Consider the following 13,671-nt stretch of genomic DNA (forward strand, 5'->3'; position numbering starts at 1 on the left):
GGACCCGTCGCATCGTTATGCGATCCTCAACCCCTACGTTTCCGATCTCTCTTCTTCTCACCCTACGGTGAGGCTAACGGTTACCCATAGCTTATGAAAACAATGAAAATTGCCGCCAGCCGCGAGCTGGTCTCTACGCTTTCCACGCACCGGGAAGTGGTGACGCTGAACAACACGGACTTTACCGATGTGGCGGCAGTCGTCATTACGCGGGCAGATAGCCAGAGTGGCATCCTTGCGCTGCTCAAGCGTACGGGCTTCAATCTACCGGTGTTTATGTTTGCCGATGAAGAGGCCGATACGCCTGCGGGCGTCACCACGGTGATTAACAGCAAAGAGCAGGCGATGCTGGAGCTGGAAGCCGCCGCCTGCCGCTATGAAGAGAACCTGCTACCGCCGTTTTTTGACACCCTGAGCCAGTACGTGGCGATGGATAACAGCACCTTCGCCTGCCCGGGGCATCAGCATGGCGCGTTCTTTAAAAAGCATCCGGCGGGCCGCCAGTTCTTCGATTTCTTTGGCGAAAACATCTTTCGCGCCGATATGTGCAACGCCGACGTTAAGCTAGGGGATCTGCTGATCCACGAGGGCTCCGCCAAGCACGCGCAGAAATTTGCCGCCAAAGTCTTTAACGCCGACAAAACCTACTTCGTGCTCAACGGCACCTCGGCGGCAAATAAGGTGGTGACTAACGCACTGCTCACGCGTGGCGATCTGGTGCTGTTCGATCGCAACAACCATAAGTCGAACCACCACGGGGCGCTTATTCAGGCGGGCGCTACGCCGGTCTACTTAGAGGCCGCCCGTAATCCGTTCGGTTTTATTGGCGGGATCGACGCCCACTGCTTTGATGAAGCGTACCTGCGCGAGCAGATCCGCGCCGTGGCTCCGGAAAAGGCCGATGCCCCACGCCCGTTCCGCCTGGCGGTGATCCAGCTCGGCACCTATGACGGCACCATCTACAACGCCCGGCAGGTGATCGATAAAATCGGCGCGCTGTGCGACTACGTGCTGTTTGACTCCGCGTGGGTGGGCTACGAACAGTTTATCCCGATGATGGCCGACTGCTCACCGCTGCTGCTCGATCTTAATGAGAACGATCCGGGGATCTTTGTGACCCAGTCGGTGCATAAGCAGCAGGCCGGTTTCTCCCAGACTTCGCAGATCCATAAGAAGGATAACCACCTGCGCGGCCAGGCGCGTTTCTGCCCACACAAGCGGCTGAATAATGCCTTTATGCTCCATGCCTCTACCAGCCCGTTTTATCCACTGTTCGCCGCCCTGGATGTTAACGCCAAAATTCACGAGGGGGAGAGTGGTCGTCGTCTATGGGCCGAGTGCGTGGCGGTAGGCATTGAGGCGCGCAAAGCGATCATTGCTAACTGCAAGATGATCAAACCCTTCGTGCCGCCGGAGGTGGCGGGGCGTCCGTGGCAGGATCACCCCACCCACGCCATTGCCAGCGAACGCCGCTTCTTCAGCTTTGAGCCGGGGGCTGCATGGCACGGCTTTGAGGGCTATGCTCGTGAGCAGTACTTTGTCGATCCCTGCAAGCTGCTGCTGACTACGCCGGGCATCGACGCGGAAACTGGCGAGTACAGCGAGTTTGGTATCCCGGCCACGATTCTGGCTCACTATCTGCGTGAGAATGGCATCGTGCCGGAGAAGTGCGATCTCAACTCAATCCTCTTCCTGCTGACACCCGCCGAGAGCGAGGAGAAACTCAACCAGCTGGTCGCGATGTTAGGGCAGTTTGAGCAGCATATTGAGGACGATACGCCGCTGGCGGACGTGCTGCCGACCATCTTCAATAAGTATCCGGTGCGCTATCGCGACTATACCCTGCGCGAGCTGTGCCAGGAGATGCACGATCTCTACGTCAGCTTTGGCGTGAAGGATCTGCAGAAGGCGATGTTCCGCCAGCAGAGTCTGCCGGCGGTGGCGATGAACCCGCAGGATGCCAACAGCGAGTTTATTCGCGGCAACGTAGAGCTGGTGCGCATCAGCGAGGCGGAGGGACGGATCGCCGCCGAGGGCGCGCTGCCGTATCCGCCGGGCGTGCTCTGCGTGGTGCCGGGTGAGATCTGGGGTGGGGCGGTGCAGCGCTACTTCCTGGCGCTGGAGGAGGGGGTCAACCTGCTGCCGGGCTTCTCGCCGGAGCTGCAGGGGGTCTATAGCGAAACCGACCCCGACGGCATCAAGCGTTTATATGGGTACGTCGTGCAGCAGGCATAGGCCGGGTAAGCGTAGCGCCACCCGGCGTTTTCATCGCGGCTTAAATTCTCCCCCCGCGATACCCTTTCTGCGCCGTATTCACCTTATAGAGGTAGCGGCGCGACTCTGCCGATGGGTGACGGGTGGTGAGCGTCTCGTAGACGTCGCCCGGCGACATTGTATTGATGATGTTCGCCGCCTGCACCTTATCGTTAGAGAAGACCCGCAGCACGCTGCCCGCGCCGCCGTTATAGGCGGTGATCACCGCGTAGCGGCGTGAAGTTGGGTTGCTGATACCGGCGAGATAGATATTGTTCAGCATCGCCAGATAGGCGGTACCGGTATCGATATTGCTGGCGGGATCGAACAGGAAGCCACGGTCCGGCATGCCAGAACGCCCCTGCGCCCGGAAGACATCTTTTCCGGCGCTGTGCTGCACCACCTGCATCAGGCCCAGCGCGTCAGAGCGGCTGACCGCATACGGGTTAAACGAAGATTCGGTCTGCATAATCGCCAGGATCAGCGACTCATCCACGCCATACTTGCGTGCCGACTGGCGCACCATGCCCACGTACTTATGCGCACGCTTATCGAGGTGGTTCGCTACCAGGTTAATGGTCACGCTGTAGATAATCTTCAGGCCGTTGGCGCGGCTCTTCATCTGGTTTTGCAGCAGATAGTCGGCATATTTCTCGGCGCGCCACTGCCAGCGGATCGCCTCGCCGTTGTTATCCACCACCTGACCATAGAGGAACGGTTGTTTAGAGATCTGGATATCATCAACGTCGGAGTAGAGATCGATAGAGCCGGGATCGTCGCCCATCAGCAGGGTTTTGATGATCGCCTTGCGCAGATGCGCCGCTGGCTCGGTACCGGCAATGGTCTCGATGGTGATCGTCCCGGCATCAAAGTTGATGTGGCTACGGGTCTGATACTGGTCGGTATACTTTACGTAGTCCTTGGGTCCGGCAATCAGGACTTCGTTAAAACCCCAGATGTTTTCGATGTTATGGGCAAACTGACCCATCAGGATATCAAAACCGTTGGTGTCCTTTACCCAGGCCTCGTTATAGCTATCGCCCTTTTTATTGGAACTGGAACACGAGATGAGCAACGGCGCAATAAGGGCTAGCGCTAAATATTTTTTCATCATTCCTGGATGTATGTTGTGTTAAGTCGTTATTCTTTCCAAAAAAAGGGCCGAGGCCCTTAATCTTGTGGCTTATAGCCTTCGATGTGCACGTCTTTCCCTTCGAACAGGAAGTTCACCATCTCCTCTTCCAGCAGCTTGCGGTGCTCCACGTTCATCATGTTGAGCTTCTTCTCATTGATGAGCATGGTCTGCTTCTGCTGCCACTGGGACCAGGCTTCTTTGGAGATCTCATTGTAGATCCGCTTGCCCAGATCGCCCGGATAGAGCTGGAAGTCCTGGCCTTCCGCTTCGCGGCCCAGGAAGGTACAAAAAATGGTTCTGCTCATGATCGTTCCTCGTGATGTCGCGGCGCTAAACGGGTGCGCCCGCGCGTAATTGTTGTAACAGGCGCTCCACCGGCGCGGCCAGGCCCACCGACGGCGGCTGGGCTAAGTTATACCAGAGACCTGTTCCCTCATCCATGCATGACGTGAAGGAGGACACGGGAAGCCACATTGGCACAATATCCAGATGGAAATGGCTGAATGTATGGCGAAATCCGTTGAGCTCGGTAAGAGTATCGGCCTGAATCTGCCGTTGCGCCAGCCAGTCGCGCAGGGCTGCTTCGTCGCTGAACTGCGGGAAGCAGTAGAGGCCGCCCCACAGGCCAGTAGGCGGTCGGCGGGCAAGATAGACCGTCTCGCCGCGCTGCATCAGCAGCAGAAAACCGGTGCGCTCCGGCAGCGTCTGCTTGGGCTTTTTGCCCGGATACTGCGCCCAGCTCTCGTTAGCATAGGCGATACAGCCGGTGTTCAGCGGGCAGAGCGTACACTTTGGCTTCGAGCGGGTGCAGACCGTCGCGCCAAGATCCATCATCGCCTGGTTAAACTGCGCTACGCCTTGCGCAGGCGTGACCTGTTCAGCGATCGCCCACAGGCGCTTCTCCACCTCTTTGCGGCCCGGCCAGCCGTCAACGGCATAGCAGCGAGCCAGCACGCGCTTCACGTTACCATCAAGAATAGGAAAGTGTTTGCCGAGCGCAAGGGAGAGCACCGCCCCCGCCGTCGAACGTCCGACGCCAGGCAGGGCGGCAACCTCTTCAAAGGTATCCGGGAACACGCCGCCGTGCTGATCGGTCACCTGCTGCGCGGCCTTGTGCAGGTTGCGCGCCCGGGCGTAGTAGCCCAGTCCGGTCCACAGATGCAGCACCTCGTCGATGGGCGCACGGGCCAGATCGGTCACCGTCGGGAAACGCGCCATAAAGCGCTCGAAATACGGGATAACCGTCGCCACCTGCGTTTGTTGCAACATCACCTCAGAGAGCCATACTTTGTAGGGCGTTTTTTCAATTTGCCAGGGCAGGGTTTTGCGCCCGTATTTGTCGTACCACTCCAGCACCTGGGCTGAAAACTGAGACGCGTGCATGGTCAAAGCAGGAGTTCCGAATTGCATGATTAAGGGGCCAGATTGCAGCACAGCGGCACTGGGCTGTAAACCGGAACTTTCCGGTGCTTGCATCCGGCTATTAACTTTGGATAATGCCCGTTTCCCGAACACTCTCACAAGCAGACTAAACACCTATGAACAACGACGTCATTTCACCCGAATTTGATGAAAACGGTCGCCCGCTGCGCCGTATTCGCAGCTTCGTCCGCCGCCAGGGCCGTCTGACCAAGGGGCAGCAGCACGCGCTGGATAACTTTTGGCCGGTGATGGGCGTTGAGTTTAGCGAGCAGCCGCTGGATTTCACCGCGCTGTTTGGCCGCGATGCGCCAGTGACCCTGGAGATTGGTTTTGGTATGGGCGCTTCGCTGGTGGCGATGGCGAAAGCCAGGCCGGAGCAGAATTTCCTTGGCATTGAGGTCCACTCGCCAGGCGTGGGGGCGTGCCTCGCCACTGCCCATGAAGAGGGCGTGGAGAATCTGCGTGTGATGTGTCACGACGCGGTAGAAGTGCTGCATAAGATGATCCCGGACAACTCACTGAACATGGTGCAGCTCTTTTTCCCTGACCCGTGGCATAAAGCGCGCCATAATAAACGCCGTATCGTGCAGACGCCGTTTGCCGAACTGGTGAAGGGCAAGCTGAAGCTGGGCGGCGTTTTCCATATGGCCACCGACTGGGAAGCCTATGCCGAGCACATGCTGGAAGTGATGTCCGCTATCGACGGATATCAAAACCGCTCTGAGAGCGGCGACTATGTACCGCGCCCGGAGACGCGCCCGGTAACCAAATTTGAACAGCGTGGTCATCGTCTTGGCCACGGCGTATGGGACTTAATGTTCGAGAGGGTAAAATAATGGCAACGAACCGTAGCCGTCGTCTGCGTAAGAAGTTACATATCGATGAATTCCAGGAGCTGGGCTTTTCCGTTGCCTGGCGCTTCCCGGAGGGCACCTCTGAGGAGCAGATCGACCAGACGGTTGATGCCTTCATTAACGAGGTGATTGAGCCAAACAAGCTGGCCTTTGACGGCAGCGGCTACCTGGTCTGGGAAGGGCTGATCTGCAAGCAGGAGATTGGCAAGTGCACTGAAGAGCATCAGGCTACCGTGCGTAGCTGGCTGGAAGGCCGCGGCTTTGAAGATGTGCGCATCAGCGAACTTTTTGACGTCTGGTGGGACTAAGTCACTATCGGGGCTGGCGATTGCCGGCCCGTTTTGTCTCTACAGGACAGGAGTTTTTATGATGCGCAAAGCGCTGCTGGCTGCGGCCCTGGCGGCAACCGCCTTTACTGCCCAGGCAGAATACAAATGTAGCGTGAACCCGCGTGACGACGTGATCCTCAACCCACAGACCGTGCAGGTAGTGGGGGAGAACGGCAATCTGGTGATGACGCCAGACGGCAACGTCATGTTCAACGGTAAGCAGTACAGCCTCAGCGCGGCCCAGCGCGAGCAGGCAAAAGATTACCAGGCCGATCTGCGCAACGCGCTGCCGTGGATCGACGAGGGCGCGCGAAGCCGCGTTGAGAAAGGCCGCGTGGCGCTGGATAAGATCATCGCTAAGGAAGTGGGCCAAAGCAGCAATATGCGCGGGCGCTTAACCAAGCTCGATGCGCAGCTGAAAGAGCAGATGAACCGCATTCTGGAGCATCGCAGCGACGGCCTCGCTTTTCACTATAAAGCAATTGATGAGGTACGTGCCAACGGTCAGCAGCTGGTGAACCAGGCGATGGGCGGTATCCTGCAGGACAGCATCAACGAGATGGGTGCTCAGGCGGTGCTGAAAGGCGGCGGTAATCCGTTACAGAGCGTAATGGGCAGCCTCGGCGGCCTGCAAACTGCGATTCAAAGCGAGTGGAAGAATCAGGAAGCGGACTTTGAGCAGTTCGGCAAGGCGGTGTGTAGCCGCGTTATCTCTCTGGAAGAGAGCCGCAAGACGCTGGTGAGCGGGCTGAAGTAACGCCCGCCCTCCGGCTCGCGCCTGCTAGAAATCAGCGGGCGCTTTAAAGGTCATGCTGGTGCCGTACGCTGGGTGCGTAATGGTCAACATCTCGGCGTGCAACTGCAGGCGGGGTGCCATGGCCAGCGCCTCAGGCGTGGCGTAGAAGCGGTCGCCAAGGATCGGGTGGCCCAACGCCAGCATATGCACGCGCAGCTGGTGCGAGCGCCCGGTAATGGGCTTCAGCTGCACGCGGGCGGTGTTATCCGCCGCGTACTCCAGCACCGAATACTCGGTCTGCGCCGCCTTACCGGTCTCATGACACACCATCTGCTTCGGGCGGTTCGGCCAGTCGCAGATCAGGGGCAGATCGATCAGACCCTCTGCCTTCTCAGGATGTCCCCATACGCGGGCCACATACTGCTTCTTCGGCTCGCGCTCGCGGAACTGGCGCTTTAGCTCCCGCTCCGCGGCCTTGGTCAGAGCCACTACGATCACGCCGCTGGTGGCCATATCCAGACGATGCACCGACTCCGCCAGCGGATAGTCGCGCTGAATGCGCGTCATCACGCTGTCTTTGTGCTCGTCCAGCCTTCCTGGCACAGAGAGCAGGCCGCTCGGCTTGTTAACCACCATAATGTGCTCGTCCTGGTATAACACGACCAGCCAGGGCGACTGCGGCGGATTGTAGGGCTCCATCAACATAACGGGTTCCTGTTACTGGTGCGTAACGACAATAAGACGCAGGGCATCGAGACGCCATCCCGCCTGAGCAAGGCTATCGAGCACCTGCTGACGGTTGCTCTCAATGGCGGCCAGCTCATCATCACGGATGTTCGGGTTCACCGCCTTCAGCGCTTCCAGACGCGACAGCTCTGCCGAGAGACGCTCATCCGCCTCCTGACGTGCCGCCGCGATCAGCGCCTTCGCCGCGCTCTCGATCTGTGCTTCACCCAGCTGCAGGATCGCATGTACGTCCTGCTGCACCGCGTTCACCAGTTTGCTGCCGGTGTGGCGGTTAACCGCGCTCAGCTGGCGGTTGAAGGTTTCAAACTCCACCTGGGCGGCAAGGTTATTGCCGTTTTTATCCAGCAGCATACGCACCGGCGTAGCAGGCAGGAAGCGGTTAAGCTGAAGCTGCTTCGGTGCCTGCGCCTCAACGACGTAGATCAGCTCAAGCAGCAGGGTGCCCACCGGCAGCGCCTTGTTTTTCAGCAGTGAGATGGTGCTGCTGCCGGTATCGCCGGAGAGGATCAGATCCAGACCGTTGCGGATCAGCGGATGCTCCCAGGTTACAAACTGGGCATCTTCCCGGGACAGGGCCACGTCACGCTCAAAGGTGATGGTGCAGCCATCTTCCGGCAGGCCCGGGAAGTCCGGAACCAGCATGTGATCGGAGGGGGTCAGGACGATCATGTTCTCACCGCGATCGTCCTGGTTGACGCCCACGATATCAAACAGGTTCATGGCAAAGCTAATCAGCCCGGTATCATCATCCTGCTCTTCAATGCTCTCCGCCAGCGCCTGCGCTTTTTCACCGCCGTTGGAGTGGATCTCCAGCAGGCGATCGCGGCCCTGCTCCAGCTGAGCCTTCAGCGCCTCGTGCCGCTCGCGGCAGGTTTTGATCAGCTCGTCGAAGCCTTCGGTCTCTTCCGGCGCGGCGAGGTAGCCAATCAGATCGCCGTGCACCTGGTCGTAGATGGTGCGGCCGGTAGGGCAGGTGTGCTCAAAGGCGTCGAGGCCTTCATGGAACCAGCGCACCAGCACCGACTGGGCGGTCTTTTCCAGATAGGGAACGTGGATCTGGATATCGTGCGCTTGGCCGATACGGTCCAGACGACCAATACGCTGCTCCAGCAGATCCGGGTTAAACGGCAGATCGAACATCACCAGATGGCTGGCGAACTGGAAGTTACGCCCCTCGGAGCCGATCTCAGAGCAGAGCAGCACCTGCGCGCCGCTGTCCTCTTCGCCAAACCAGGCGGCGGCACGGTCGCGCTCAACGATGGACATGCCTTCGTGGAACACGGCGGCACGGATGCCTTCCCGCTCGCGCAGCACCTGCTCCAGCTGGAGGGCGGTGGCAGCCTTGGCGCAGATCACCAGCACCTTCTGTGAGCGGTGGCTGGTCAGGTAGCCCATCAGCCACTCCACGCGCGGGTCGAAGTTCCACCACGTGCCGGTGTCGCCCTCGAACTCCTGATAGATCTGCTCCGGGTAGAGCATGTCGCGCGCGCGCTCTTCAGCGCTTTTGCGTGCCCCCATGATGCCGGAGACCTTGATAGCGGTCTGGTACTGAGTCGGCAGCGGCAGCTTGATGGTGTGCAGCTCGCGTTTTGGGAAGCCCTTCACGCCGTTACGGGTGTTACGGAACAGGACGCGGCTGGTGCCGTGGCGATCCATCAGCATGGAGACCAGCTCCTGGCGCGCAGCCTCTGCGCCGTCGCGATCGCTGTTAGCGGTTTGCAGCAGCGGTTCAATGTCCTGCTCACCAATCAGCTCGCTCAGGGTGTTCAGCTCGCTGTCGCTCAGATGCTTGCCTGCCAGCAGCATGGCCACGGCATCGGCCACCGGGCGATAGTTCTGCTGCTCTTCAACAAACTGCTCAAAGTCGTGGAAGCGGTTCGGATCCAGCAGGCGCAGACGGGCGAAGTGGCTCTCCAGACCCAGCTGCTCCGGCGTCGCGGTCAGCAGCAGGACGCCCGGCACGCGCTCGGCCAGCTGTTCAATCGCCATGTACTCGCGGCTCGGTGCCTCTTCGCTCCACACCAGGTGGTGCGCTTCATCGACCACCAGCATGTCCCACTCGGCGTCGCACAGGTGCTCCAGACGCTGCTTGCTGCGGCGCACGAAGTCTAGGGAGCAGATCACCAGCTGTTCGGTCTCAAACGGGTTATCGGCCTCATGCTGCGCTTCCGCGTAGCGCTCATCATCAAACAGCGCGAAGCGCAGGTTGAAGCGACGCAGCATCTCCACCAACCACTGGTGTTGCAGGGTCTCTGGCACCACCACCAGCACGCGCTCTGCCGCACCGGCCAGCAGCTGCTGGTGCAGGATCATCCCCGCCTCGATGGTTTTACCCAGGCCAACTTCATCTGCCAGCAGCACGCGCGGCGCATGGCGACGGCCTACGTCGTGGGCAATGTGCAGCTGGTGCGGGATCAGGCTGGTGCGCTGGCCGCGCAGGCCGCTCCACGGCATCCGGTACTGCTCGCTCTGGTATTTACGCGCGCGGTAGCGCAGGGAGAAGCGATCCATACGGTCGATCTGCCCGGCAAACAGGCGGTCCTGCGGCTTGCTGAACACCAGCTTGCTGTCGAGCAGCACTTCACGCAGCGCCACGTCGGTCTCGCCGGTATCGAGGCGCGTGCCGGTGTAGGTCAGCAGACCGTTTTGCTCTTTTACGTCATCAATGGTGAGCTGCCAGCCTTCGTGGCTGGTCACCGTATCGCCTGGATTAAACATTACGCGAGTAACCGGGGAGTCACTGCGGGAGTAGAGACGGTTCTCTCCGGTTGAGGAGAAGAGCAGCGTAACGGTACGCGCATCCATCGCCACAACGGTTCCCAGTCCGAGTTCGCTTTCTGTATCGCTGATCCAGCGTTGACCAAGTGTAAAAGGCATAGTTATTCGGCTCTATATCTCAAATTGCAGGCAATAGTTAGACCACCGTCATGGAGCGACAGCGCGTCAAAAATTGGGGCCAGGATTGGAAAGGGCGCTATGGTACTGGATGGCAACGCGTTCGTCACCTGTTCGTCATCATTCAAAACGCACTAAAAGAGTCCCATCTGCCCCGTGACCAGTGTAGCAAAGTCATCGCCCATAAACGGTAGGATGCCCTCCGCCACCGGCTGTAGCTGGCGAGTTAAGTAGTGATCGTAGTCCAGCGGCGACTGCTGGTAGTCCACCGGCTCGGGGCCGTGGGTGGTCCAGACGTACTTGATTGTGCCTCGTTTTTGATACTGCAACGCCCGGCCGCGCTTCTGGTTCTGCTCATCCGCCAGCCTCGCCGCCCGCACGTGGGGCGGCACGTTGCGCTGGTACTCCGCCAGAGGGCGACGCAGGCGCTTGCGATACACCAGCTGGCTATCCAGCTCGCCCGCCATCAGTTGGGCAATGGTTTCGCGGATGTAATCCTGATATGGCTCGCGGCGAAAAATGCGCAGGTAGAGCGCCTGCTGGAACGTCTGCGCCAGCGGCGTCCAGTCGGTGCGCACCGTCTCCAGACCCTTGAAAACCATGCGCTGGCTGTTACCCTCCTGAATCAGCCCGGCGTAGCGCTTCTTGCTGCCGGTATCCGCCCCGCGGATGGTTGGCATCAGGAAGCGGCTGAAGTGGGTTTCAAACTCCAGCTCCAGCGTGCTGGTTAACCCCTTGCCAGCGAGATGCTCCCGCCACCAGTCGTTGACCAGCACCACCAGCGCCTGGCCGATGCGGGCGGCGGCCTCTTCGCTATGGGCATGCTTCAGCCAGACGAAGGTAGAGTCCGTGTCGCCGTAGATCACCTCGTAGCCCTGGGACTCAATCAGCGTTTTAGTCTGACGCATGATCTCATGTCCGCGCATGGTGATCGACGACGCCAGCCGGGGATCGAAAAAGCGGCAGGCGCTGGTGCCCAATACGCCGTAGAAGGCGTTCATAATGATCTTCAGCGCCTGGGAGAGGGGCTTGTTACCCTGGCGTTTGGCCTCGTCGCGGCCGTGCCAGATCTGGCCGACGATCTCCGGCAGGCAGTGTTTCTCGCGGGAGAACCACGCCCCGAGAAAGCCTTCGCTGCTGTGGGCTTCGTCCGGCTGCGCCATGCCCTCTATCAGCCCCACCGGATCGATGAGAAAGGTGCGGATGATCGACGGGTAGAGGCTTTTATAGTCCAGCACCAGCACTGAGTCATACAGGCCAGGGGTGGAATCCATCACGTAGCCGCCGGGGCTGGCCTGCGGCGGCACGTCACCGAGATTCGGGGCCACGTAGCCCGCCCGATGCATGCGGGGAAAATAGAGATGGCTGAAGGCCGCTACCGACCCGCCGTGGCGATCGGCGGGCAGGCCGTTAACCGAGGCGCGCTCCAGCAGGAAGGGCATGATGGCGGTCTTATGGAAGATGCGCGTCACCAGCTCGCAGTCCTTAAGGTTGTAGGTGGCGAGAGCAGGCTTATCTTCGTTAAAGCGCCGCTCGATCTCGTCCATTCTGTCCCAGGGGTTATCGATCGACTTGCCTTCCCCGAGCAGCTCCCGGGCCACCGCCTCAAGCGAGAATGAGGGGAAGTTCCAGAAGGCGGACTTCAGGGCGTCGATGCCATCGATAATCAGCCGGCCCGCCATCTGCGCAAAAAAGACGCCGTTCTTAAAGCCGTGCTCGCGCCACTCCAGCTCGCTGTTGCCGCGCCCCAGCCGCAGCGGGACGCCGTAGCGCTCGGCGTGCTTTTGCAGCATCCGCAGATCGAACTGCACCACGTTCCAGCCGATCAGCACGTCCGGATCGTGGGCGGCAAACCAGGCGTTGAGCTTCTCCAGCAGCTGCCGACGGCTGGCAACGTACTCCAGATGGAAGTCGAGGCCGGAGGCGTCGCCGTTTTCCGGCCCGAGCATATAGACCGTGCGCTGGCCGCACCCTTCCAGGCCGATGCAGTACAGCTCGCCGTGGCGGGTCGTTTCGATATCCAGCGACACCCACTTCAACGGTGGACGATAGTGCGGGCTGGGCTTCAGGCGCGTGTTCACCAGCTCGCCGTCACGCGCCTCGCCGCTGGCCCACACCGGGGCGGTGATAAAGCGTTCCATCAGGAAACGTTCAGGCGGGCGGATGTCGGCTTCATAAAGCGTTACGCCGCCCTCGCGGAGCAGCTTCTCATAGCGCATCAGCTGACGATGGGCGCGACAGTAGAGGCCGTGCACCGGCTGGCGGCTGAAGTCTTTCAACTCAAGCGGCGTCAGGCGGTAGTGGCTTTCACCCGCGAGGATCCGCTGCGCCTGGGGCACCTGCGCCGAGGGGATAAACGCCACCGACTCCTGCACGGGCAGCACTACCCGCAGCGGACCGTTGTCGGTTGCCAGCCAGAACGCGATCTCAGTGCCTTGAGGGGTATCCCGCCAGTGCCGGGTCAGTAAAAAGCCTTCTTGCGCCTGCGCCACGCTGTTTTCTCATAAAATAAAACCAGGCGTTATTATAGCCTGGTTTCCCTGTTTTAGCTGTGTTTTTATACAGTTCTACTGTCCGTAATAGGCCTTCGCCCCGTGCTTGCGTAGGTAGTGCTTATCCAGCAGCGTCTGCTGCATGGCTGGCAGATCCGGAGTGAGCTGGCGGCAGAAGATGCCCATGTAGGCGACCTCTTCCAGCACGATGGCGTTATGCACCGCATCGTCAGCATTTTTGCCCCAGGCAAAGGGACCGTGGGAGTGCACCAGCACGCCGGGCATCTGGGCGGCGTCGATCCCCTGGGTATTAAAGGTTTCGACGATCACCTGACCGGTCTCCCACTCATACTCGCCGTTGATCTCGGCATTGGTCATCTTGCGGGTGCAGGGGATGGGGCCGTAGAAGTAGTCGGCATGGGTGGTGCCGGTTGCCGGAATAGACTGTCCCGCCTGCGCCCAGATGGTAGCGTGGCGCGAGTGGGTATGCACAATTCCGCCGATGGTGGGGAAAGCCTGATAGAGCAGACGGTGGGTCGGGGTGTCGGAGGAGGGTTTTTTCGTCCCCTCAACCACCTCGCCGGTGTCGATGCTCACCACCACCATATCCTCTGCCGTCATTACGCCATAGTCGACGCCGGAGGGCTTGATGACAAACACGCCGCGCTCGCGATCGACGGCGCTGACGTTGCCCCAGGTGAGGGTGACCAGATTATGTTTCGGTAGCGCCAGGTTGGCTTCCAGCACCTGGCGTTTGAGATCTTCAAGCATAGTTATCTCCACGTAGGCCCGGTAAGCGCAGCGCCAC

11 protein-coding genes are annotated in these 13,671 nt (G+C 60.0%); 4 read left to right on the forward strand and 7 right to left on the reverse strand.

Features of this window, described 5'->3' with window-relative positions; genetic code table 11:
- The first annotated feature begins 93 nt into the window (after positions 1-93).
- Positions 94-2,235, forward strand: coding sequence for an ornithine decarboxylase (locus FN633_RS12270; RefSeq protein ID WP_154057894.1), 2,142 nt, complete (start codon positions 94-96; stop codon positions 2,233-2,235).
- Positions 2,236-2,275: 40 nt separating this feature from the next.
- Here the strand turns inward: FN633_RS12270 and mltC are convergent, their stop codons facing one another.
- Genes mltC through mutY form a run of 3 tightly spaced genes read right to left on the reverse strand, consistent with a single transcriptional unit; the run spans position 2,276 to position 4,771 of the window.
- Positions 2,276-3,364, reverse strand: a complete 1,089-nt coding sequence (gene mltC / locus FN633_RS12275; RefSeq protein ID WP_154057895.1) for a membrane-bound lytic murein transglycosylase MltC — start codon at positions 3,362-3,364, stop codon at positions 2,276-2,278.
- Between the two features lie 59 nt (positions 3,365-3,423).
- Positions 3,424-3,693 (reverse strand): oxidative damage protection protein, encoded by a 270-nt coding sequence (locus FN633_RS12280; RefSeq protein ID WP_042390388.1) that lies wholly within the window; start codon positions 3,691-3,693, stop codon positions 3,424-3,426.
- Between the two features lie 25 nt (positions 3,694-3,718).
- Complete coding sequence (gene mutY / locus FN633_RS12285; RefSeq protein ID WP_154058930.1) at positions 3,719-4,771, reverse strand: A/G-specific adenine glycosylase; 1,053 nt, start codon at positions 4,769-4,771, stop codon at positions 3,719-3,721.
- A 155-nt stretch (positions 4,772-4,926) separates the two neighbouring features.
- Between mutY and trmB the strand changes: the two genes are divergently transcribed.
- The 3 genes from trmB to FN633_RS12300 are packed head-to-tail and all read left to right on the forward strand — an operon-like array spanning position 4,927 to position 6,750.
- A complete protein-coding gene (gene trmB, locus FN633_RS12290; protein ID WP_042390391.1) occupies positions 4,927-5,646 on the forward strand; it encodes a tRNA (guanosine(46)-N7)-methyltransferase TrmB in 720 nt (239 codons plus the stop codon).
- On the forward strand, positions 5,646-5,972 hold the full coding sequence (locus tag FN633_RS12295) for a YggL family protein (RefSeq protein WP_042390393.1): 327 nt from the start codon (positions 5,646-5,648) through the stop codon (positions 5,970-5,972). The genes trmB and FN633_RS12295 overlap by 1 nt, the downstream gene beginning before the upstream one ends.
- Before the next feature lie 58 nt (positions 5,973-6,030).
- Positions 6,031-6,750 (forward strand): YggN family protein, encoded by a 720-nt coding sequence (locus FN633_RS12300; RefSeq protein ID WP_154057896.1) that lies wholly within the window; start codon positions 6,031-6,033, stop codon positions 6,748-6,750.
- 24 nt (positions 6,751-6,774) lie between these two features.
- Here FN633_RS12300 and rluA read toward each other — a convergent pair whose 3' ends face one another.
- The 4 genes from rluA to araD all read right to left on the reverse strand — a co-directional run bounded on the left by rluA (position 6,775) and on the right by araD (position 13,634).
- Positions 6,775-7,434, reverse strand: a complete 660-nt coding sequence (rluA, locus tag FN633_RS12305) for a bifunctional tRNA pseudouridine(32) synthase/23S rRNA pseudouridine(746) synthase RluA (RefSeq protein ID WP_042390398.1) — start codon at positions 7,432-7,434, stop codon at positions 6,775-6,777.
- Positions 7,435-7,446: 12 nt separating this feature from the next.
- Entirely contained in the window at positions 7,447-10,353 is a 2,907-nt protein-coding gene (gene rapA / locus FN633_RS12310; RefSeq protein WP_154057897.1) for an RNA polymerase-associated protein RapA, read from the reverse strand.
- Positions 10,354-10,505: 152 nt separating this feature from the next.
- The gene (gene polB / locus FN633_RS12315; protein WP_154057898.1) at positions 10,506-12,863 is read right to left on the reverse strand and encodes a DNA polymerase II; all 2,358 of its coding nucleotides are present in this window, start codon (positions 12,861-12,863) and stop codon (positions 10,506-10,508) included.
- Positions 12,864-12,938: 75 nt separating this feature from the next.
- Positions 12,939-13,634, reverse strand: coding sequence for an L-ribulose-5-phosphate 4-epimerase (araD, locus tag FN633_RS12320; protein WP_154057899.1), 696 nt, complete (start codon positions 13,632-13,634; stop codon positions 12,939-12,941).
- Between the last annotated feature and the right edge of the window lie 37 nt (positions 13,635-13,671).

The sequence above is a fragment of the Pseudescherichia vulneris genome (genome assembly GCF_902164725.1).
Lineage (GTDB): Bacteria > Pseudomonadota > Gammaproteobacteria > Enterobacterales > Enterobacteriaceae > Pseudescherichia > Pseudescherichia vulneris.